Here is a 20,592-nt window from a genome sequence, read left to right on the forward strand (position 1 = left end):
CTGGTCGTACTCAAGTACTGCCTGCGGCGTCACCGCCTTGCCATCAAACTTTTGTACTGAAACTTAAACCACGATTGTTTTTTAAAATCGTCGCTATTTCTTGAATGGTTTTTTGTCGCCCAGCGACATCTTGCAACAACGTTGGCGGATAAAAAATCACCGCATTGCCATGCGGATCGATCAGATATAAACCCAATGCAAAGTGCGTCGGCAATCGCATTGAACACGCCGCAACACTGCGAATCCGCCCACGCTCTCGACCTTGGGCGATTTGTAATTGCTGGGCGCTCATCATCAATTGCGTGGCCTCATGGCTGCAGCCAGCGGGGTCGTGCGCCACCAAGCGCCATTGCTGATCAGCCGCTACAATCGGTTGCGCCAGTAACTGACCGTAGCTTTCGCCACCTTTCACGCGACCACTCAGCCAAAACCATTGCGCCAATAGCACTGGTGCAATACATAAGCCCAGTATTGATATCAGAGTCAATCTAGAGCTAACCTTTGCTGACATACCCCCTCCTTGCGGCAGAGTAAAACTGCCACCATAAATACGCCCCCAAAGCACTCATCAGCCACCAACTGAGCGCATACGCCAAATGCCGCGCTACCCCCATCGGTCGATCCACCGTTAAAGGATAAATACCTACAGGAGCGTCTAGAGCAACACCATAAGCAATTGGCATGGGTAAATGCGCCCACGCCGCGAAACGGCCAAGATCTAAATTTTGAAACACTCGCCCCTGAATCGGCGTCGCGCCCAGCTCAATAAAGCGCGGCCACGGCTGAAACGTAACCCTTGGCGCACCTTCAGCCGCCGGTGGCAACATCCGCTCACCTGGCGACCACCAACCACGATTAACCATCACAATCGAGCCGTCTTTTAATCGAAAAGGCGTAATCAGGTGATAGCCCAACTTACCATCCAGCATGCGTTGATCCAGCATGATTTCCGCGTGGTTAAGCCACTCGCCATCAAGCAATACCACCCGCCATGGTGGCGGACTTCCTTGCGACCAAGTGAGTTCGGGTAAGCGTTGTTGGCTGGTGATTTGCTCGATTAAGCTTTGTTTTTGACTCGCCCGCCACAGCTGCCAAGCACCTAAAGCGAAAGTTAAACAAACTAAACCGGCCAAAAAAATCAAAGCGGCATACTGCCGTTTGCGCAAAATCTGTTGATTTGGCTTAAGCTGATGAGCTGGAGGATTGGGAATGAAAATCGTACTCATAGGACTACTCCTAACCATCATGGCACTGCTTGCTCTGGCTTTAACTCAGCTCATCCGTGGTGGATCACAACGCTTATTTACCTTACTCGCATGGCGAGTTGGTTTATCGATTGGTTTATTTTTATTCTTGATGCTCAGTCGCTTCATGGGCTGGATTTAGCGCATTATTGCAGGCAACGATACAAAATTTGGCCGAGCTACTTATAGCCAATACACCAAAATAAACAGCAATAACCACACCACATCGACAAAATGCCAATACCAAATCGCCGCCTCAAAACCAAAATGGGCCTGCGGGGTAAAGTGTCCTTTTTGCACCCGAAACCACATCACCGCCAAAATGATCGTTCCCACCAACACATGCATGCCATGAAAACCAGTCAGCATATAAAAAGTCGCGCCGTAAGCGCCTGAGCCTAAGGTTAAATGCAGCTCATTCCACGCATGACGATACTCATAAGCCTGCAAGCATAAGAACAGCGAGCCGAGCAAAACGGTAATGCCTAGTCCTAGGCTGAGTTGCTGCCGCTTGTTTTGCATTAATCCCCAATGGGCCCAGGTTAACGTCAGCCCCGACGTCAATAAAATAGCGGTATTGAGCGCAGGTAATCCCATCGCACCCATCACATGATAAGCGTCAATGCTTGGCCCAGTTGCCATCGGCCAATTGGCTGTAAACCCTGGCCACAACATGCTTTGCGTATCGCTAAAAAAGCCCAGTTCGGGCACTGAAATCACTCGGGTATAAAATAAAGCGCCAAAAAATGCCGCAAAAAACATGACTTCAGAAAAAATAAACCAGCTCATTCCCCAGCGAAATGAATAATCCACCTGCTGACCATATTGCTGTGCCGTTGACTCTTTTACCACGTCGCCAAACCAACCAAATAGCATCCAAATTAAAATGGCAAAACCCAGTAATAAGCTCCAAGTACCCAGCGAAACCTGATTCAAACTCAATGCCGCACCCAGCCCAATAAAAAACAAAGCCACCGCCCCCACCGCTGGCCAGCGCGAGGGAGACGGCACAAAATAATGTGCATCGTGAAACGCCGTTTTCTACATTCATGCTCCACCTCCACTCACTAAATACCGTGCCAAAGCTAGCAAAAGTGCCGCTAACAGTAGCGCACACAACACACCGGCGGCGATTAAATATGGCAATTTAAGCGGCGCTCGCTCGGCGTTTTTACGACTTCTTACGCCAAAAAATCCCGCCAGCACCGCCAATATCGTCGCCCATAAGGTTTTCATGGCTGCGCTACTTTTTGCAAACTATACGACAAGGTCGCCGCGCCCATTTCGGCCGGCAATTGATCCGCCACCAATAACACCACGGTGACTTCACGGCGCTCTTTGGCCGCTATTTGCAATTGATCAAAACAAAAACATTCTAATTTTTGTAATAACCCCGCCGCCCGAACTGGGGCAAAACTCGGTACGGCGCGCACTTGTAACACTTGATCTGATTCGTTTTGCAACACAAAGCGCGCTTTGACGACGCCCCCAGCTTTGGCCATCACCACCGGATCTAAAGCCTGCATCGTCATCGGTAAATCAGCTGCCACATTGCTATCAAACTCTAAGCGCAAAGCCGCGCCCGGCTGGGTAATGACCGCCTGTGCCCGATCCAAGCCAATGACTTTACAAAATGCGCTATACAGCGGCGACAAGGCATAGCCAAACCCAAACATCAACACCGCAACCGCCATTAAGCGTAGCGCCACACGCTGATTTTTTTGCGCTAAATCCATCGTTCATCCTTGCTGCTGCGAGGTCAAACCGTGAAATAAACTTGTCTGAGCATCACGGCAACAAAAAACAGCGCCGCGAGCAAAACCAGTTTTAGGGCGGTTTTATGATTACGTGTCATTCATCGTTCTCCAAACCTTGCGCACATAAACCGCGCTGCACGGTGGCCAAATCCGGCGGCGTTTCCCATGTATGATGTGGCGCGGGCGAAGGCACTTCCCACTCCAAGGTATTGCCGCCTTCCCATGGCCGACTCGGCGCTGGGCCAAACACCGCCGCGAATGGTGTGAATCACATTGAATAAAAAAGAACACCTGGCCGAGACCAAAACAGATCGCCCCCACGCTGGCGATCGCATTAAAGTCAGTAAATTGCAGCGCATAATCTGGAATTCGCCGTGGCATGCCAGCGAGCCCCAAAAAATGCATCGGGAAAAACGTCACGTTAAACCACAGCATCGACCACCAAAAATGAAACTTGCCCCGTCCCTCGTGGTACATAAAGCCAGTCCATTTCGGCAACCAGTAGTATGCGGCTGCAAACAAGCTAAATAGAGCACCAGCGACCAATACATAGTGAAAATGCGCCACCACATAATAAGTGTCTTGCATTTGCGTATCGACCGGCGCAATCGACAAAATCAATCCGGAAAAGCCACCCACGGTAAACAAGCAAACAAAACCAATTGCAAACAGCATTGGCGTTTCAAACGTCATACTCCCCTGCCACATCGTCGCAATCCAGTTAAAGACCTTCACCCCAGTCGGCACGGCAATCAGCATGGTTAAAAACATAAAAAAACAACTGCGCTGTCGCGGGCATACCGACGGCAAACATATGATGCCCCCACACCATAAACGACAGAATCGCAATCGAGCAGGTGGCATAGACCATTGAAACGTAGCCAAACAAAGGTTTTCGTGCGAATACGGGGATGATTTGGCTGACAATCCCAAACGCTGGCAGCGCCATGATGTACACCTCGGGATGGCCAAAAAACCAGAAAATATGCTGAAACAGCACCGGGTCGCCGCCCCCCGCAGCTTTAAAAAAAATGCGTACTAAAATGCCGATCAGTCAGCAACATCGTGACCGCCCCCGCCAAAACCGGCGCGACTGCAATTAATAAATACGCAGTCACCAATGACGTCCAAGCAAATAAAGGCATTTTCAATAGCGGCATTCCCGGCGCGCGCATATTTAAAACAGTCGTAATAATATTAATCGAGCCCATAATCGACGATAAACCGAGCAAATGAATGCTAAAAATCGCCAAATCCATACCCATGCCACTTTGAATCGATAGCGGCGGATATAAAGTCCAGCCGCCGCCAGCCGCTCCGCCGGGCACCAATAAAGAAATCAGCAACAACGCGGCAGCGGGAGGCAACAACCAAAAACTCCAGTTATTCATCCGCGCAAAGGCCATATCTGGCGCGCCGAGCATTAAAGGCAACATCCAATTAGCCAAGCCGGTAAATGCTGGCATAATCGCACCAAAAACCATGATAATGCCGTGTAATGTAGTCAATTGATTAAAAAACTCAGGTTGCCAATACTGCAATCCCGGCTGAAATAATTCCGCCCGAATACACAAAGCCATAAAGCCACCGACAAAAAACATCGCTAAAGCAAAAAACAAATACAGCGTGCCAATGTCTTTATGATTGGTGGCATACAACCAGCGCCGCCAGCCGTGATCCATCGCGTCATGGCCATGATTTAAATGCTCAGTTGCGGTCGTCATCATTTACCCTTTGCTCGCGCTGCACGAATTTCTGCTGGCATCACCAGATCTGCTTGATTACCCCAAGCCGTACGCTCGTAACTAATTGCCGCAGCCAGCTCAACATCTGACAAGGTGCCCCAACTTGGCATCGCATTTTTGCCATTGAGCACAATACGGATATGTTCAGCTTTCGCGCCATTAGCGATCTTGGAGCCCGCCAAAGCAGGAAACGCCCCGCTCCCCGCACCATCGGCCTTATGGCAAGCGGCGCAATTGGCTTCATAAGCTTGCTTGCCACGCTGCAATAATTCATCGCGGGTCCACACTTTATTCGGATCATCGCGGGCCGCTTTGGCTCTGGCTTGCTGCTGTGCCAACCACCGATCAAAATCCGCCTGTGACACCACATTGACCACAATCGGCATAAAACCGTGATCTTTACCGCACAGCTCAGCGCATTGCCCGCGATACGTACCGATCTTGTCGGCTTTAAACCAAGTGTCGCGAATAAAACCCGGAATCGCATCTTGCTTCACCCCAAAAGCAGGTACGCCCCAGCTATGAATCACATCATTGCTAGTGGTTAAAATCCGGATTTTTTTACCCACCGGCACCACCAAAGGCTGATCGACTTCAAGCAGATACTGTGGATTTTTTGCCTCACCTTGACTCTGGTAATTCTCGATTTGCCCGCGTGGCGTCGCCAATTTACTTTTAAACCCAAAACCATGATCCAAATAGTCGTAAGCCCAGTACCACTGATGGCCAGTGGCCTTAATCGTAAAATCAGCATCGTGAGTGTTTTTTTGCGCCAGAATGACGCTGGCAGCAGGCCAGGCCATGCCCAATAGAATGAGCGCTGGAATCAGCGTCCATAAAATTTCGACCAGGGTATTTTCATGAAACGGTTTCGCCACATGCCCGAGTGATTTTCTATGCCGCAAAATGGCATAAAACATAAAGCCAAAAACCAAAACAAAAATCAGCAAAATCAGCAGCATCAACCAACTGTGTAAGGATTCGATTTGTTGTGCAATCCCCGTCACGGGCGGCTGAAATGTCCAGAATTCACACCACTAGCCTTGGCATTTGCTATCAATAGCAGTGCCATTACTCCAGATAAACGCCAAAGCATTGATTTTTCCTCCCAACTCACGCTTTCACACTAGTCGAGTTTTACTCAGGCGCAAGTCAGCAAAAGCAAATAAAAATGCGGCGTTGCAGCAAAATCCGCCCATCTGAAAGCAAAGCTAATCACGTCAAAACTGACTATGAAAAAATAGCTGTTTTTATACACTGCGTCTTGGGAGTGCCTCGCCATGGACTTACATTTAAATGAATTGGATCAGCATTTCACGTTGCCGGTAACGCGAAAAGTCGGCTTTCTGCGCCCTTTAGCGTGGATCAAAATGGGCTGGCAAGACCTCATCAAACACCCAGCACCCAGCCTGCTATACGGGCTGATTATTTCAGTCACTGGTGCTTTATTACTACTGTTTACACTGCAAGATGTACACCTCTACACCACCGCAATTACTGGCTTTTTACTGCTAGCTCCGCTGGGTGCCGCCGGTATTTATGAATTAACCAGTGAGCGAGATGAAGGCCGTGAAACGTCTTTTTTACAATCAATTCATGACCTGTATAAAAATGGCGGTCAGTTGGCGTTTTTTAGGTGTGATTTTGGCTTTTATCGCCATTTCTTGGGAACGCACTTCGGCGGTCTTGTTTGCCTTAATGTATTCAGGACAAATCATCGAAAAACAATCCATTTTGCAAGCTTTAAGCGGTGAATTTCTACCCTTTACACTGGCATGGCTTGCTGGCGTTTTGTGCTCGCTTGCTTTGTCTTTGCACTTACCGCAGTCTCAATTCCACTGCTGGCGGATCGAGAATTAGATAGCGTAACAGCGATGATGACTAGCTTACGCGCCGTGGCCGAAAATCTCCCAGCAATGGTCTTATGGGCGTGCATCCTTGTGGGCTTGACTGCATTGGGATTTGCTACATTTTTAATCGGCTTAATCGTCATATTTCCCTTACTAGGGCATGCCACTTGGTATGCTTACAAAGAACTGATAGAGTAAAATTACACCAATACTGCATCTTGACGTAAATTAAAAACACTGAAGCAGTGCGGGATTATCCTGATGTGGAGTTCACTACTTAGCTATTAGCATGGGCCGTAAGATTGATATCAATCTACGGCTCATTTTCTTTTAAGCGGAGTAATACTCAATGCATCTCGAAGTACGCAAACTGATGTTAGCCACCACGCTGGCCCTGATGGCTGGTACCAGCATGGCAGCAAATAAAACGCTGATTTATTGCTCCGAAGCCAGCCCATCCGGTTTTGATCCAACCCGCCAAGTGACTGGCGGCGATTTTGACGCCTCAGCCGAAACCATTTTTAATCGTCTTACCGAGTTCGAACGTGGCTCGACACAAATTCGCCCAGGTTTGGCCGAAAAATGGGATGTTTCACCCGACAATTTGACTTACACGTTCAACTTGAGAAAAGGCGTTAAATTCCACACCACGCCGTACTTCAAACCAAGTCGTGATTTCAATGCTGATGACGTGATCTTTACTGTGCAACGAATGATTGATAAAAATCATCCATTCAATAAAGCCGCGCCGGCTGATTTTCCTTATGTTTCTGACATGAGTCTGGATACTAATATTGCTGCAGTCGAAAAAGTCGACGCCAATACCGTCCGCATTAAACTCAAAACTGTCGACGCCGCTTTCTTGCAAAACTTGGCAATGTCATTTGCCTCGATTCATTCAGCTGAATACGCCGATCAATTACTCAAATCAGGCAAAGCCAATCAAATCAATACCCAGCCGATTGGTACTGGCCCTTTTGTATTTCGCAGCTATCAAAAAGACTCCAACATTCGTTTTGACGGCAATAGCGAATATTGGCGCAAAGGCGACGTTCAGCTGGATAAATTGATTTTTGCCATTACCACTGATGCGTCGGTCCGTTATCAAAAACTGCAGAAAAATGAATGCCAAGTGATGGCCTACCCACGCCCGGCAGACATCAAGGCCATTCAAGCCAATCCAAACTCAACTTGCTACAACAAGCCGGTTTTAACCTCGGCTGGCTCAGCTACAACGTACAGAAAAAGCCATTTGATAAATTGGAAGTGCGCCAAGCACTCGATATGGCGATCAATAAACCCGCCATTTTAGCCGCGGTGTATCAAGGTGCAGGGCAACCAGCCACCAACCCAATGGCACCAACACAATGGTCTTACAACAAAAAGCTCAAAGACGCGCCATTTGATCCAGCCAAAGCCAAGGCGATGCTCGCCAAAGCCGGTGTAGCCGACGGCACTGAAATCACCCTGTGGGCGATGCCAGTACAACGCGCCTACAACCCGAATGCCAAATTGATGGCCGAAATGATTCAAGCCGATGGGCCAAAGTTGGCATTAAAGCCAAGATTGTCAGCTACGAATGGGGCGAATACATCAAGCGTGCTAAAGCGGGCGAGCATGATTCATTGATGATTGGTTGGACTGGTGACAATGGTGATCCAGACAACTGGCTTGGCGTGAACTTAGGCTGCGAAGCGGTCGGCGGCAATAATTATTCGCGCTGGTGCAATAAAGAATTTGATACTTTAGTGGTTAAAGCACGCACGCTGAGCAATCAAGCTGAGCGTACTAAGCTGTATGAAAAAGCTCAAGAAGTGTTCAAGCGTGAATTGCCATTTACCCCAATCGCTCACTCGACGGTGTATCAACCCATTAGCAAATCAGTGCAAGGCTTCAAAGTCAGCCCATTTGGCCTCAATTCCTTTTATGGTGTGACCGTCAAATAATCTGCAATGCGCCCAGCCTAATTTATTTTAGGCTGGGCTTTCTCCGTCTTATCACCGCCCGTGGTTTTTTCTCACGGGGAGAATGCCCATGTTCAGCTTTATCATTAAGCGTATTTCAGTCGCTATTCCCACCTTCTTGGGCGTCACGTTACTGGCTTTCGCCCTCATTCATATGATCCCTGGTGATCCAGTGTTATTGCTGGTTGGTGAGCGCCGACTGGACCCTGAATTTTACCGCGCCGCCATGCAGCGCCTTGGCCTTGATCAGCCGCTCTACGTGCAATATTGGGATTATTTGCGCCAATTGCTGCAAGGCAATTTAGGCGAATCCATCGTGACGCACGAGCCAGTCATGAGCGAGTTTCTTAAATTATTCCCCGCTACCGTCGAGCTTTCGATGGCGGCGATGCTGTTTGCCGTCATTTGTGGCCTCGCTGCCGGCATGCTCGCGGCGACTAAACGCGGTACGGTGATCGATCATTCCGTGATGGGTGCCGCACTCACTGGCTATTCCATGCCGATTTTTTGGTGGGGACTGATCCTCATCATGGTGTTTTCAGTTCATCTTGGCTGGACGCCGGTTTCGGGGCGAATCTCGCTGGAATACGACATTCCGGCAGTGACTGGCTTTATGCTGATTGATACTTTGCTCTCCGGTGAAGAAGGCGCGTTTAAATCTGCAGTGATGCATTTGATTTTGCCAGCCATTGTTTTAGGCACCATTCCAATGGCGGTGATCGCTCGAATGACGCGCTCGTCGATGCTCGAAGTATTGCGCGAAGACTATATCCGCACCGCGCGCGCCAAAGGGCTCAGCCGCACGCGGATTATTATTGTGCATGCGCTGCGTAATGCCTTAATTCCCGTCGTCACCGTGATTGGTCTGCAAGTGGGCACCTTGCTCGCCGGTGCCGTGCTCACCGAGACGATTTTCTCTTGGCCGGGCATTGGTAAATGGCTAATTGACTCGATTTCTCGCCGTGATTATCCGGTGGTGCAAGGCGGTATTTTGCTAATCGCCACGCTGATTATTTTTGTTAACTTGCTGGTCGACATCCTCTATGGGGTGATCAATCCACGTATTCGCCATTCGAGATAAGCTTTTATGAATACCCCGACCACTGTTGTTGAAGCCCCATTTTCTCACCCCTCGCCATGGACAGAGTTTTGGCAATCGTTTCGCGCCAACCGTGGCGCGCTGATTGCGTTAATTTATTTTGTTTGCTTGGTTTTAGTGGCGGTATTTGCCCCTATCCTTGCACCACACAGCCCTATCGAGCAATACCGTGATGCATTTTTAACGCCACCGGCTTGGCTAGCAGGCGGCTCGTGGCAATTTATTCTGGGCACAGATGAAGTCGGCCGCGATATTTTGTCGCGCCTGATGTATGGCGCACGGCTCTCGCTCACCATTGGCTTGGTGTCGGTGTTGCTATCGTTAATTCCTGGTGTGATTTTGGGGCTGATTGCGGCGTTTTATCCGGGCAAAATTGGCGACGCCATTATGCGTTTAATGGATGTAATGCTGGCCTTGCCTTCATTGCTGCTGGCCGTCGCAATTGTGGCGGTACTCGGCCCTGGCCTCACCAATACCATGCTGGCGATTGCCGTGGTGTCGTTGCCATCGTATGTGCGCTTAGCGCGCGCTTCAGCGATGACCGAGCTACACAAAGACTATGTGATTGCCAGCCGCTTAGCTGGCGCAGGCCAATTGCGTTTGATGTTTAACACCGTGTTGCCTAACTGTATGGCACCGTTAATTGTGCAAGCGACGCTGGGTTTCTCGGCGGCGATTTTGGATGCTGCAGCGCTCGGCTTTTTGGGTTTAGGTGCACAACCACCGCTACCTGAATGGGGCACGATGCTCGCATCCGCGCGTGATTACATCGAAAGCGCCTGGTGGGTGGTCACCATGCCAGGACTCACGATCTTGATTACCGTGATTGCCTTAAATCTAATGGGCGACGGTCTGCGCGATGCGCTCGATCCTAAATTAAAAAAATTAGCGTAAGGCAAGGTATGAGTTTATTAGACATTCGCAAGCTCAACGTGACCTTTGGCCACGGCAGCAATCCATTTCGGGCGGTATCGGGGCTTGATCTGAGCATCAATAGCGGTGAAATTTTAGGTATCGTCGGCGAATCGGGCTCAGGTAAATCGGTCACCATGCTGGCCATGATGGGCCTGATTGACGCGCCCGGCATCGTCACCGCTGAGAACTTAAGCTTTGCCGGCCAAGATTTAATTGGTATGAAACCGGCGCAAAAAAGACAAATCATTGGCCGCGATATTGCAATGATTTTTCAAGACGCGCTCACCAGCCTCAACCCAGCGTATACCGTTGGTTACCAATTGATAGAAACGCTCAAACAGCATACCCCACTACGCGGGGCGGCACTCAAAGCGCGCGCTTTAGAATTACTTGAGCAAGTAGAAATCCCCGACGCCAAATCGCGCCTCAATGCCTACCCGCATCAACTCTCGGGCGGAATGAGCCAGCGCGTGATGATTGCAATGGCGATTGCCTGTAAACCCAAATTGCTGATTGCCGACGAGCCCACCACCGCGCTCGACGTAACAGTGCAAGCGCAGATTATGGAATTACTGGTTAATCTGCAAAAACAAAACGATATGGCGCTGATTTTAATCACCCACGATCTGGCCGTGGTGGCCGAAATCGCACAAAAAATGGTCGTGATGTACGCCGGTGAAGTCGTCGAAACCAGCGCCACCGACACCCTATTTGCTACCCCACGCCATCCGTATACCCAAGCGCTGCTCAGCTCGATTCCAGAGCACAGCAAAGGCGCACGACGCTTAAATACCCTCGCTGGCGTGGTGCCGGGCCAATACGATAGGCCAACAGGTTGCTTACTTAGTCCGCGCTGCTTATATGCCAGCGCACAATGTGCATCGCAGCACCCACCCTTAATACCACTATCAGGTACCAGCGTGCGCTGCTTTACTCCATTAGATTCCAACGGTATACCTAGTCATGAGTGAAAACAATATAAGCCCTATTCTGCGCGCTGAACATTTATCGCGGCACTATAAAGTCGGCGGTGGACTCTGGCAAAGCGCCGCCACCGTCAAAGCACTCAATGACGTTTCATTTGAACTGTTTGCCGGTAAAACACTGGCCGTTGTCGGCGAATCGGGCTGTGGTAAATCCACGCTAGCGCGCCAGCTCACCTTAATTGAAAGCCCCAGCGCCGGTCATTTGATTATCGACGGCATTGATATTGCCAGCGCGGATGCCAGCCAGCTCAAAACACTGCGCCCTAAAGTGCAAATGGTGTTTCAAAATCCTTTCGCCAGCTTAAACCCGCGTAAAACCATTGGCGACATGCTCAGCGAGCCTTTATTACTCAACACCGAACTTTCTGCCGAAGAACGCAAAGCCCGCGTGCACGAGATGCTCAAAACGGTTGGTCTACGCCCAGAGCACTATCATCGCTACCCGCATATGTTTTCTGGCGGCCAGCGCCAACGCGTGGCGATTGCCCGCGCCATGATGCTGCAACCGGCGATTTTGGTCGCCGACGAGCCGACCTCTGCGCTCGACGTGTCCATCCAAGCGCAAATTCTGAATCTATTTATGGATTTGCAAGAGCAACTGGGCACCGCCTACGTATTTGTCAGCCACAATCTGGCTGTCGTTGAGCATGTCGCCGACGATGTAATGGTGATGTACTTTGGCAGCACCGTTGAATACGGCCCAAAAACCAGTATTTTTGAGCACCCTTTGCACCCGTATACCCGCGCGCTGATGTCGGCAACACCGGCGATTCGCGCTGAAAATCGGCGCGAAAAAGTCAAATTGATCGGTGAGCTGCCATCGCCAATCAATCCGCCATCCGGCTGCACCTTCCATACGCGTTGCCCCTACGCCAACGCCCACTGCCAAAGCGCCGTCCCCGAATTACGCCCCGTTGCCGGCAGAATGATCGCCTGCCACCGCGTAGAAGAAATCAATTCGCTCACGCAAGTATAAATGCATAAATCTGCTCCTTTAAAAGACGCTGCGGCGTCTTTTTTTACGCCCACGGCAAAGCGGCATGACAACTGAAAACGCCGCGCTAAGTCATTGTGATTTAATCTGTTTTTCCGCCCCTAATCAGCATGATCGATAAAAAAGCATTGACGAAGCGATATATCCAATATATAGTTCGGCCTCTCTGTCGCGGGATGGAGCAGTTGGCAGCTCGTCGGGCTCATAACCCGAAGGTCACAGGTTCGAGTCCTGTTCCCGCAACCAGACCTACTTCGCAAGCCAAGTCGAAGTTTGTAGAGCAACAAAACAGTCGCGGGATGGAGCAGTTGGCAGCTCGTCGGGCTCATAACCCGAAGGTCGTAGGTTCGAGTCCTACTCCCGCAACCAAATATCTAAGCCACTGATTCATGCTTAATGGGTTGGTGGTTTTTTAGTTTCTGCTCGTCGGATTTTGCAGCAGAAACCCAGTACAGACGCGGGATGGAGCAGTTGGCAGCTCGTTGGGCTCATAACCCAAAGGTCGTAGGTTCGAGTCCTACTCCCGCAACCAATACCAAAAAACCTAGGTCTCAAACCTAGGTTTTTTTGCGTTCTGGCTACCTCTGCTACCTCGCCCTATTTCACCACCACATTCGCCCAAGCTTGCCGACCAAATGGGTTTACCACGTAGCCACTGACTTTATCGGTGGTGATGACCGAGGTGAGTGGATGAGCGAGAGGAATCCATAGCGCTTGTTGGCGGATGATTTTTTGCGCGGCTTGGTAATGCTGCGTGCGCTCGGCAAGCTTAGCGGTCGTTTTGCCTGAGCGAATCAAGCCATCGAGTTGCGGCTGGCAAAAGCGCGCAAAATTAAGCCCAGATTCGACCGAGGCACAGGCAAACTGCGGGGTTAAAAAATTATCCGGGTCACCATTGTCCCCAGTCCAGCCCATAAACAGCAGATCGTGCTCACCGGCTTTAGCGCGCTTAATGAGTTCGGCCCATTCTATGGTTTTAATTTCGGCCCGAACGCCAATTTTGGCCAAATCCGCCTGCAGCATTTCAGCACCCATGCGCGGATTCGGGTTCAAAGTGCTGCCGCTAGGGCGTACCCAAATGGTGGTTTCAAAGCCATTGGGCAGGCCTGCTTTGCTTAATAACGCTTTGGCTTTAGTTAGATTTTGCTGTTCATGATTGCCTGCCAAATAGCTCCACGTTGCAAGCGGAAAAGGCCCCTGCGCTGCGCTGGCAGTGCCTTCAAATACGGCCGCTAAATAGGCTTTCTGATCAAAAGCCAATTGCAGCGCTTGGCGCACTTCAACCTTATCTAATGGCTTGTGCTGGGTATTGATCGCCACAAACGCCGTCGCAAACATCGGCGTACTCAAGACCTTGAGCTTTTTATCGTTACGCGCAGCAGTGATGTCTTGCGGCTTCACGCCCAGCGCAACTTGGCATTCACCCGCTTTGGCTTTTTGTACCCGTACCGCAGGATCGGCGGTGATCGCGTAAATCAGTTTGTCTGACTTGGGCTTGCCGGCAAAATAATTGGGATGCGCATCGTAACGAATCACTGCGTCTTTTTGAAAACTTTTCAGCGCAAAAGGCCCGGTGCCAATCGGTTTAGTATTTAACTGCCCCTGTTGATTGGCCGCCAGCAATTGATCGGCATATTGCGCCGAATAAATCGACGTAAACCCCATACTGAGCAGCGGCAAAAAAGTCGCATCGGCTTGCTTGAGCTGAATCACCACCGTGTCATCGGCGGTTTTTTTAATACTCGCAATCAATTTAGCCAAGCCAAAAGATTGCGCGTGCGGGTAGCCATTCGGGGCGCTGGCATACCAAGGATGGTTTGGATCGAGCATGCGCTGAAAACTAAACAGCACATCATCGGCATTTAAAGCGCGGCTGGGCTGAAAATAATCGGTTTTTTGAAAGGCGACGTTTTTGCGTAATTTAAACGTGTATTGCAACTGATCGTCGCTCACCTGCCACGATTGCGCCAAGCTCGGCACCAGCTTGCCTGTCGCCGCATCGTATTCGAGCAAACGATTAAAAATCGGATCAGCTGCCGCGTTGGTATTGGTGAGCGAATTGTATTGCACCACATCAAAGCCATCTGGGCTGGCCTCAGTGCATACGGTAAGCGGCTTGGCACTCACAGTACCCACCACCAGTATTGCCACTAATGCGGCGATTTTATTTAGCTTCATTCATATACTCCAATAAATTAACCAGAATGACGCTATAGCGCCCAAGAAAAAAGTCGTATCAAAATAGCTGGCCCAACTTGAACAAAAAACGGCCGCTCTCAAACATCCCAAGGCGGATCATTCAAATCCGCATTCGCCGGAAGCAATGCCCGTAACGGCGGCAATGGCGTTTGCACAATCGGCGCAGACTTGACCTTGGCCTTGGGCTTTTTCACTGCCGCGCTAGTCTCCGCTGTAATCGCAAATTGGGCCGCATCGGGCAACCAACGCACAAACCGAGTGACATCAACCCCGTGCGGTACATACCATTGCTTGAGCTCAGGGTTAAATCGTGCACCTAGCGCCTTAGCTTGGTCTTTTTCCTTAAAAGGAACATTTAAATACACCTGCACCTTGCTACTAATCATTTAAAACCTTTCATAATAATTGCGTACACAAATAGATTATTAACGCAGTTGCCATCTAATGACGAGTTTTTTTTTAAACCTTCCCCGACCCCAGTCGCAAACAGCAGGCAAAAAAAATCATCGCTAAGCCATCTATTAATTTTTGATGGTTTAGCGATGATTGAATTGATTACGCGCCTAGCGCGTTAAATTAAAACCTTAAACGCGATATGCGATGGCTTCGACTTCAACCAAGACATTTTTTGGCAAGGTTTTTACGGCAACGCAAGAGCGCGCTGGAACGCCAGCACCAAAGTATTCGGTGTAGATCACGTTAAACGCAGCAAAATCAGCCATATCGGCCAAAAAGCAGGTGGTTTTCAACACATTGTCGAGCGAGCTATTGCCTTGCAGCAACACCGCTTTCAGGTTTTCCAACGCTTGGCGTGCTTGCACCGACACATCACCGGCAATCACTTCACCCGTTGCTGGCACTAATGGAATTTGGCCCGAAGTAAAAATCAGGTTTCCAAACGCAGTCGCTTGTGAATACGGACCAATAGCTGCTGGTGCGGCGTCGGTAAAAATAATTTCCTTCATCTTCATTCCTTTAAAATATTAAAACTGCAATCAAACTCAGTACGAGCCAGTATTCACTCGCTCAATCCTACTCTGGCATTATTTTGCTTGTTTATGCAGCATAATTTGCAAAATTTGCACGTCAGTTTGTACCATACCCTGACAAGCCAATTGCCCTAAATTATTGATCGATTGATCAACGTCATGCGCCACAATACCTTCATTACCCGTTACGCAAACGCCATCCATCGCCATCAATACTGATTTATAAACCGATTGCGCCGAAGTCGAGACCTTCATCGCACAGCTATTGGATGCGCCATCGCACACCATGCCGGATAAATCGCCAATCATGCTCGAGATCGCCATGCTCACGGTTTTAAAATCGCCTTTGAGCAACCAAGCCACACCCGCAGCCGCACCCATCGATGCCGTTGTCACCGCGCACAATGCCGATAGTTTCGGTAGTTTGCTGTGGATGTAAATCGCCATTAAATGCGACAACATCAAAGCGCGAGTTAATTGCGCTTTACTCGCCTGTATATGCTCAGCCACCACCACCACCGGCATCGTCGCGGCAATACCCTGATTACCCGAGCCCGAATTACTCATCGCTGGCAACGTGGCACCGCCCATTCGGGCGTCTGACGCAGCGGTGGTGCGAATCAAGATCTGGCTCAACAAGCCTTCAGACATTAGCCCTGCGGCGATTTGGCGCTGTAATGTCGCGCCAATATGTAAACCAAACGTGCCCTTCATGCCTTCTTGCGACAAAGCATCATTGAGCACGCCAGCCGCGTCGATAAAATCAATCATTTCTAAAGGTGCCAGCGTGGCAAAATCATAAACATCTTGCGCTGTCGCACTGGCAATATCGTAAGCGGCGGCAGCCGTTGCTGCGCCCACATCCGCCAATTCAAAAATAACCTGGCCATTGTGCTCAATATAAATAACCCGGGTATGGCTATCGGCAATGCGTACCTTGACCCACTCCTCACAGTGAAACACACACGCTTCCGAATACAAAATATGCGGCACATTGGCAATCGATAACTCAACGCGCTGCTCGGCAATCATCGCCTTGCCCGCATCCACTTGCGCCGGTGTTAAGCCTTTGAGCACTTCCAATTTACCATCTGGATTGCCCGCCAATGCACCCACCGCCGCGGCAATTTTTAAACCAACGGTACCCGTACCCGGTACTGTTACCCCCATGCCGTTTTTCATTAAATTGGCCGACACCTTGGCCTCAATGCGCTCTGGCGTTTTTGCCAAATGCTGCGCAGCAATTGCTGAAGCTAAAGCCAAAGAGATTGGCTCAGTACAGCCCAAGGCAGGCGCTACTTCGTGCTGCACGGCTTTAATAAATTCTGGCCATAGGGCGTGTGAAGAAGACATATTCATGCGTTTTAAGACCTTTTTGATGTCAAATATCTCAGCATGCTGCTGCGCTCGTGGCGCGCCGCACTGGGTTTAATGAGTATTGGTTTTTAGATAGCGATACAGCGTAGGCTCAGAAATCTCCAAAATCGCCGCCGTTTTAGCCACAAAGCCACGAATTGAAAACAAACCTCGTTGCTCTCTAAATCTTTCACGACTTGGGATTTCTCATCAGCCGACATCCGCGATGGCGCGATCGGGTATTGCTCTAACACACTGTGTAAAATTTCTTGCCCAACATCGTCGACCGATGCCGACAACAATTCTTGATGCTGTTCGGCCATATCCGCTGGAAGCAGCTTATTGACCGACTCTTGCAACTCAAGCAAGCGCTTATCATCGGTATTCACGCAGAGCATGGCTGCGGCTTGACCATTCTCACCTTTAATAATCAAGGTGGAAGAGCGCAGCAACACACCACCTCGCGTTTTACTGCGGTAATTGAGTTTGTAGCTCACGTCGCTCGACTGCATACATTCTTGCAGCATGCGCAGCGCCAGATCCGTCGCCGGCGCCCCAACGGCACGACCCGATAAATGGCCATGGCTAATCGCCGCCAGCGACGCATTCACATCGGATAAATCATGCACGACGACTTCAGAATCTTCACCCAAAACGGCGGCAATAAAGTCGACCAATAATTGGGCATCTATTTGTATTTTCATCACGTCGTGCACAATAAAATTTATCTCATCGAAAGTATATCAATCTTAATGATAAAAAATCAATCACAACTTAACGGTAAATATTGTTACTTTTTCGGGCTTTTTATTCACAAAATGCTGATTAAACCAGCATCTAGATTGGTCTTTTACCCGACTCCACCCATCGCCCACCAAGCCGAGCAACACACTCAAACCATGAGTAAAATAAATAATTATTCTCACGAAATTATATCTATCGCCTTCTGCCAGCCAGTGCGGCCACTCGCAACGCAGGCGAAGCGACATCATTCGCTCGGTTCGCCGATCAAAAGAGCAAAAAAAACCCGCGTGGTTTAACGCGGGTTTGAGCGAGTCATTTCACAGCCAAAAATCGGTGTGAATCCAATTTATTCATGTTTAAACAAAGCATCAGTGCGCAGCAATCGCAAACCATTGGCCACCACCAATAAACTCGCACCCACGTCGGCAAAAACCGCCATCCACATGCTGCCGTAGCCGAGCAAAGTTAAGATCAAAAACAGCAATTTAATCCCCAGCGCCAAGGCGATGTTTTGCAGCAAAATGCGGTGAGTTTGCTGCGATAAGCGGATAAAACGTGGCAATTTGCGTAAATCATCATCCATTAATGCCACATCAGCGGTTTCAATCGCCGTGCCGCTGCCAGCGGCGCCCATCGCAAAACCAATATCGGCGCGCGCCAAAGCGGGCGCATCATTAATCCCATCCCCAACCATGCCGATTTTTTGGCCCGGCTTGAGTTGCGCCTGCTGCGCGACAATCAGCTCTAATTTATCCGCTGGCAGTAAATCGCCACGGGCTTCATCAATGCCGACTTGCTCGGCAATACTGCGCGCGGTGTGGACATTGTCGCCAGTGAGCATCATGGTTTTGACCCCCAAGGCATGCAGCTCAGCAATCGCTTGGCGGCTACTGTCTTTGACCGTATCGGCCACGGCAAACAACGCCAATACCCCTTGCTCGCTGGCCAATAAAATCACGCTTTTACCTTGCGCTTCCAGTGGCAACAATTGCGCTTCCAGCTCTGCCGAGCACCAGCCTTGCTGATGAATTAAACGATGATTGCCTAAATAATAGCGCTGACCCGCAATCGTCCCTTCTACGCCCAAGCCAAGCAAAGCCGTGAAACCACTCACCTCTAACAGTGCTACATCTTGACCCGCCAGCGCCAAAGCGCGCGATACCGGATGATCTGAGCGCTGTGCCAAACTCACGGCTAATTGTTCAACCGCGATGCCTTGCGCCGCGCTGGCTATTTGCTGCGCCTCAGTTTGCAAATCAATAAAATCGGTTTGCACTGGCTTGCCATGCGTCAGCGTGCCGGTTTTATCCAGCGCAATACATGCCAGCTTGCGGCCTTCTTCTAAATACACCCCGCCCTTAATTAAAATCCCTTGCCGCGCTGCGGCGGCCAGACCACTAACAATCGTCACCGGCGTTGAAATCACCAAAGCGCAGGGGCAAGCAATTACCAATAACACCAAGGCTTTGTAAATCCACGCCAACCAATCACCGGCAAAAACCAAGGGTGGGAGTATCGCCACCAAGAGCGCAATCGCAAACACGATGGGGGTATATACCCGTGCAAATTGATCAATAAAGCGTTGAATCGGTGCGCGTGTTCCTTGCGCAGCTTCTACTGCATGAATAATCCGCGCCAAAGTGCTATTACTGGCCAATGCCGTCACGGTAAATTCAAAAGAACCGGCCTCATTAATACTGCCAGCAAATACCGGATCCCCCACGCCCTTATCCACCGCCAAACTCTCGCCGGTAATCGGCGCTTGATTAATCGTCGATTGCCCAGCGCAAATTTGCCCATCCACTGCGATTTGCTCGCCCGGTTTAACCCGCACGCGCTGACCAATTAGCAGCGATTGCGCAGGGACATCCAGCCAACTGCCATCGTCTTGCTGCACTGTCGCCTTATCCGGCGCCAGTCGTAGCAAACCTTGAATTGCATTGCGTGCCCGATCCAGCGATTTGGCCTCGATTAATTCAGCCACAGTAAACAACACCATCACCATCGCCGCCTCGGGCCACTGACCAATCAGCATTGCCCCGGTCACAGCAATACTCATCAAAGCGTTGATATTTAAATTGCCATTGCTGAGTGCAATCCAGCCTTTTTTATACGTCGTTAAGCCGCAAGCCAAGACCGCCAGCAGCGCCAAGCCCGCCACCAACAGCGTTGGTCCATCGAGCCAATGCGTCACTTCAGCGGCCAAGGCCGCCACCCCCGCTAGCGCCAAAGGCCACCAGGGTTTAGTCGGGGCGTCAGTGGCCACCGCCTCACCCAGCTCGGGCGTAAAGCCCAAGCTGCGAATCGCCGCCAAAAATCGCCTCAAGCGCTTCGGGCTGATGCTGCACCGTCAGCACCCGCTGCATGAGGTTAAATTCCAAACCCGAAACCGCCGTCATCGCGCCGAGTTTTTTACGCAACAAAGCCTCTTCAGTCGGGCAATCCATTTGCATAATGCGAATCGGCGTTTGCGCCCAACCATCCGCTGTTAGCTCAGCTGCAGCCAAGGTGGTCAATGCCTCACCCTCGCTGTGCCCCGCACAACACGCCGCATGGCTAACCGACGAATGCGCCGCATGCGCGGAAGAATGTTGACGATATTGCGACATCAGGCAGCTCCAACGATTAAACATTAAACACATTACACACCCTGAAGTTACTATAGAGTCAACCGCTAAAATCAACGATGTGCAGTATTGCAAAATTTAATTCGGTAGATCGTGAAAGTGTGATCGTAAAGCGGGCAAATT

The 20,592-nt window shown here is 50.2% G+C and carries 20 protein-coding genes, 3 tRNA genes and 4 pseudogenes; 10 read left to right on the forward strand and 17 right to left on the reverse strand.

Annotated elements, in window-relative coordinates:
• Positions 1 to 43: 43 nt before the first annotated feature.
• Positions 44 to 487 (reverse strand): hypothetical protein, encoded by a 444-nt coding sequence (locus tag GKO28_RS07410; protein WP_182075839.1) that lies wholly within the window; start codon positions 485 to 487, stop codon positions 44 to 46.
• A gap of 7 nt (positions 488 to 494) precedes the next feature.
• On the reverse strand, positions 495 to 1,226 hold the full coding sequence (locus GKO28_RS07415) for an SURF1 family protein (RefSeq protein WP_182075840.1): 732 nt from the start codon (positions 1,224 to 1,226) through the stop codon (positions 495 to 497).
• On the opposite strand from GKO28_RS07415, the gene GKO28_RS07420 reads away from it, so the two are divergent.
• Positions 1,210 to 1,386, forward strand: a complete 177-nt coding sequence (locus tag GKO28_RS07420; RefSeq protein ID WP_173532599.1) for a DUF2909 family protein — start codon at positions 1,210 to 1,212, stop codon at positions 1,384 to 1,386. The genes GKO28_RS07415 and GKO28_RS07420 overlap by 17 nt on opposite strands.
• A 41-nt stretch (positions 1,387 to 1,427) precedes the next feature.
• Here GKO28_RS07420 and GKO28_RS07425 read toward each other — a convergent pair whose 3' ends face one another.
• The 8 genes and pseudogenes from GKO28_RS07425 to coxB form a co-directional block, all read right to left on the reverse strand.
• The gene (locus tag GKO28_RS07425; RefSeq protein ID WP_182075841.1) at positions 1,428 to 2,255 is read right to left on the reverse strand and encodes a cytochrome c oxidase subunit 3; all 828 of its coding nucleotides are present in this window, start codon (positions 2,253 to 2,255) and stop codon (positions 1,428 to 1,430) included.
• 36 nt (positions 2,256 to 2,291) lie between these two features.
• The gene (locus GKO28_RS07430) at positions 2,292 to 2,480 is read right to left on the reverse strand and encodes a DUF2970 domain-containing protein (protein WP_182075842.1); all 189 of its coding nucleotides are present in this window, start codon (positions 2,478 to 2,480) and stop codon (positions 2,292 to 2,294) included.
• Positions 2,477 to 2,980 carry a cytochrome c oxidase assembly protein gene (locus tag GKO28_RS07435; RefSeq protein ID WP_182075843.1) on the reverse strand — a complete coding sequence of 168 codons (504 nt, stop codon included), beginning with the start codon at positions 2,978 to 2,980 and terminating at the stop codon, positions 2,477 to 2,479. Before GKO28_RS07435 ends, GKO28_RS07430 begins: the two co-directional genes overlap by 4 nt.
• Positions 2,981 to 3,088: 108 nt before the next feature.
• On the reverse strand, positions 3,089 to 3,760 hold the full coding sequence (locus GKO28_RS19490; protein WP_247646420.1) for a cbb3-type cytochrome c oxidase subunit I: 672 nt from the start codon (positions 3,758 to 3,760) through the stop codon (positions 3,089 to 3,091).
• The gene (locus GKO28_RS19495) at positions 3,723 to 4,001 is read right to left on the reverse strand and encodes a cbb3-type cytochrome c oxidase subunit I (RefSeq protein WP_307838965.1); all 279 of its coding nucleotides are present in this window, start codon (positions 3,999 to 4,001) and stop codon (positions 3,723 to 3,725) included. Before GKO28_RS19495 ends, GKO28_RS19490 begins: the two co-directional genes overlap by 38 nt.
• A gap of 22 nt (positions 4,002 to 4,023) precedes the next feature.
• A complete protein-coding gene (locus tag GKO28_RS19500; protein WP_247646421.1) occupies positions 4,024 to 4,728 on the reverse strand; it encodes a cbb3-type cytochrome c oxidase subunit I in 705 nt (234 codons plus the stop codon).
• Positions 4,725 to 5,114: a cytochrome c gene (locus tag GKO28_RS22715; protein ID WP_374220760.1), complete on the reverse strand. Its 390-nt coding sequence runs from the start codon at positions 5,112 to 5,114 to the stop codon at positions 4,725 to 4,727. The genes GKO28_RS19500 and GKO28_RS22715 overlap by 4 nt, the downstream gene beginning before the upstream one ends.
• Positions 5,094 to 5,756 (reverse strand): annotated as a pseudogene (gene coxB / locus GKO28_RS22720) (cytochrome c oxidase subunit II); the annotation flags it as partial. The pseudogene coxB and the gene GKO28_RS22715, both read right to left, overlap by 21 nt.
• 270 nt (positions 5,757 to 6,026) lie before the next feature.
• Here coxB and GKO28_RS19505 point away from each other — a divergent pair.
• From GKO28_RS19505 to GKO28_RS07490, 9 genes and pseudogenes are all read left to right on the forward strand, one after another.
• Positions 6,027 to 6,500 carry a DUF2189 domain-containing protein gene (locus tag GKO28_RS19505; RefSeq protein ID WP_247646422.1) on the forward strand — a complete coding sequence of 158 codons (474 nt, stop codon included), beginning with the start codon at positions 6,027 to 6,029 and terminating at the stop codon, positions 6,498 to 6,500.
• Positions 6,501 to 7,008: 508 nt separating this feature from the next.
• A pseudogene (locus GKO28_RS22725) lies at positions 7,009 to 8,542 on the forward strand (ABC transporter substrate-binding protein).
• Positions 8,543 to 8,630: 88 nt separating this feature from the next.
• A complete protein-coding gene (locus GKO28_RS07460) occupies positions 8,631 to 9,641 on the forward strand; it encodes an ABC transporter permease subunit (RefSeq protein WP_173532607.1) in 1,011 nt (336 codons plus the stop codon).
• A 6-nt stretch (positions 9,642 to 9,647) separates the two neighbouring features.
• Entirely contained in the window at positions 9,648 to 10,553 is a 906-nt protein-coding gene (locus tag GKO28_RS07465; protein ID WP_182075844.1) for an ABC transporter permease subunit, read from the forward strand.
• An 8-nt stretch (positions 10,554 to 10,561) separates the two neighbouring features.
• Entirely contained in the window at positions 10,562 to 11,545 is a 984-nt protein-coding gene (locus GKO28_RS07470; protein ID WP_182075845.1) for an ABC transporter ATP-binding protein, read from the forward strand.
• The gene (locus tag GKO28_RS07475) at positions 11,538 to 12,536 is read left to right on the forward strand and encodes a peptide ABC transporter ATP-binding protein (RefSeq protein ID WP_182075846.1); all 999 of its coding nucleotides are present in this window, start codon (positions 11,538 to 11,540) and stop codon (positions 12,534 to 12,536) included. Before GKO28_RS07470 ends, GKO28_RS07475 begins: the two co-directional genes overlap by 8 nt.
• A gap of 188 nt (positions 12,537 to 12,724) precedes the next feature.
• Positions 12,725 to 12,800: transfer RNA gene (locus GKO28_RS07480), tRNA-Met, on the forward strand.
• Between the two features lie 47 nt (positions 12,801 to 12,847).
• Positions 12,848 to 12,923: transfer RNA gene (locus GKO28_RS07485), tRNA-Met, on the forward strand.
• Positions 12,924 to 13,010: 87 nt separating this feature from the next.
• Positions 13,011 to 13,086: transfer RNA gene (locus tag GKO28_RS07490), tRNA-Met, on the forward strand.
• A 65-nt stretch (positions 13,087 to 13,151) separates the two neighbouring features.
• Here the strand turns inward: GKO28_RS07490 and GKO28_RS07495 are convergent.
• The 7 genes and pseudogenes from GKO28_RS07495 to GKO28_RS07520 all read right to left on the reverse strand — a co-directional run bounded on the left by GKO28_RS07495 (position 13,152) and on the right by GKO28_RS07520 (position 20,451).
• Positions 13,152 to 14,732, reverse strand: a complete 1,581-nt coding sequence (locus GKO28_RS07495; RefSeq protein ID WP_182075847.1) for an ABC transporter substrate-binding protein — start codon at positions 14,730 to 14,732, stop codon at positions 13,152 to 13,154.
• Between the two features lie 98 nt (positions 14,733 to 14,830).
• Positions 14,831 to 15,139 carry a DUF5710 domain-containing protein gene (locus GKO28_RS07500; protein WP_182075848.1) on the reverse strand — a complete coding sequence of 103 codons (309 nt, stop codon included), beginning with the start codon at positions 15,137 to 15,139 and terminating at the stop codon, positions 14,831 to 14,833.
• Between the two features lie 198 nt (positions 15,140 to 15,337).
• A complete protein-coding gene (locus GKO28_RS07505; protein WP_173532613.1) occupies positions 15,338 to 15,718 on the reverse strand; it encodes a RidA family protein in 381 nt (126 codons plus the stop codon).
• A 78-nt stretch (positions 15,719 to 15,796) separates the two neighbouring features.
• Positions 15,797 to 17,101: a serine dehydratase subunit alpha family protein gene (locus GKO28_RS07510; protein ID WP_182075849.1), complete on the reverse strand. Its 1,305-nt coding sequence runs from the start codon at positions 17,099 to 17,101 to the stop codon at positions 15,797 to 15,799.
• A gap of 69 nt (positions 17,102 to 17,170) precedes the next feature.
• Positions 17,171 to 17,245, reverse strand: a complete 75-nt coding sequence (locus GKO28_RS22730) for a hypothetical protein (protein ID WP_374220761.1) — start codon at positions 17,243 to 17,245, stop codon at positions 17,171 to 17,173.
• A 215-nt stretch (positions 17,246 to 17,460) separates the two neighbouring features.
• Positions 17,461 to 17,802, reverse strand: a pseudogene (locus GKO28_RS22735) (PAS domain-containing protein); the annotation flags it as partial.
• Between the two features lie 386 nt (positions 17,803 to 18,188).
• Positions 18,189 to 20,451 (reverse strand): annotated as a pseudogene (locus GKO28_RS07520) (heavy metal translocating P-type ATPase).
• Positions 20,452 to 20,592: the final 141 nt, after the last annotated feature.

Origin of the sequence: Deefgea sp. CFH1-16, from assembly GCF_016881365.1 — a bacterium.
GTDB lineage: Bacteria > Pseudomonadota > Gammaproteobacteria > Burkholderiales > Chitinibacteraceae > Deefgea.

What these genes read in the sequence shown, in the direction of transcription:
- GKO28_RS07495 (WP_182075847.1), bottom strand. Translation starts at nt 14,732, where the DNA reads ATGAAGCTAAATAAAATCGCCGCATTAGTGGCAATACTGGTGGTGGGT.
- GKO28_RS07430 (WP_182075842.1), bottom strand. Translation starts at nt 2,480, where the DNA reads ATGAAAACCTTATGGGCGACGATATTGGCGGTGCTGGCGGGATTTTTT.
- GKO28_RS07505 (WP_173532613.1), bottom strand. Translation starts at nt 15,718, where the DNA reads ATGAAGGAAATTATTTTTACCGACGCCGCACCAGCAGCTATTGGTCCG.
- GKO28_RS07500 (WP_182075848.1), bottom strand. Translation starts at nt 15,139, where the DNA reads ATGATTAGTAGCAAGGTGCAGGTGTATTTAAATGTTCCTTTTAAGGAA.
- GKO28_RS19505 (WP_247646422.1), top strand. Translation starts at nt 6,027, where the DNA reads ATGGACTTACATTTAAATGAATTGGATCAGCATTTCACGTTGCCGGTA.
- GKO28_RS07435 (WP_182075843.1), bottom strand. Translation starts at nt 2,980, where the DNA reads ATGGATTTAGCGCAAAAAAATCAGCGTGTGGCGCTACGCTTAATGGCG.
- GKO28_RS07465 (WP_182075844.1), top strand. Translation starts at nt 9,648, where the DNA reads ATGAATACCCCGACCACTGTTGTTGAAGCCCCATTTTCTCACCCCTCG.
- GKO28_RS19490 (WP_247646420.1), bottom strand. Translation starts at nt 3,760, where the DNA reads ATGCTGATTGCCGTGCCGACTGGGGTGAAGGTCTTTAACTGGATTGCG.
- GKO28_RS07415 (WP_182075840.1), bottom strand. Translation starts at nt 1,226, where the DNA reads ATGAGTACGATTTTCATTCCCAATCCTCCAGCTCATCAGCTTAAGCCA.
- GKO28_RS07470 (WP_182075845.1), top strand. Translation starts at nt 10,562, where the DNA reads ATGAGTTTATTAGACATTCGCAAGCTCAACGTGACCTTTGGCCACGGC.
- GKO28_RS07460 (WP_173532607.1), top strand. Translation starts at nt 8,631, where the DNA reads ATGTTCAGCTTTATCATTAAGCGTATTTCAGTCGCTATTCCCACCTTC.
- GKO28_RS07420 (WP_173532599.1), top strand. Translation starts at nt 1,210, where the DNA reads ATGAAAATCGTACTCATAGGACTACTCCTAACCATCATGGCACTGCTT.
- GKO28_RS07475 (WP_182075846.1), top strand. Translation starts at nt 11,538, where the DNA reads ATGAGTGAAAACAATATAAGCCCTATTCTGCGCGCTGAACATTTATCG.
- GKO28_RS19500 (WP_247646421.1), bottom strand. Translation starts at nt 4,728, where the DNA reads ATGATGACGACCGCAACTGAGCATTTAAATCATGGCCATGACGCGATG.
- GKO28_RS07510 (WP_182075849.1), bottom strand. Translation starts at nt 17,101, where the DNA reads ATGAATATGTCTTCTTCACACGCCCTATGGCCAGAATTTATTAAAGCC.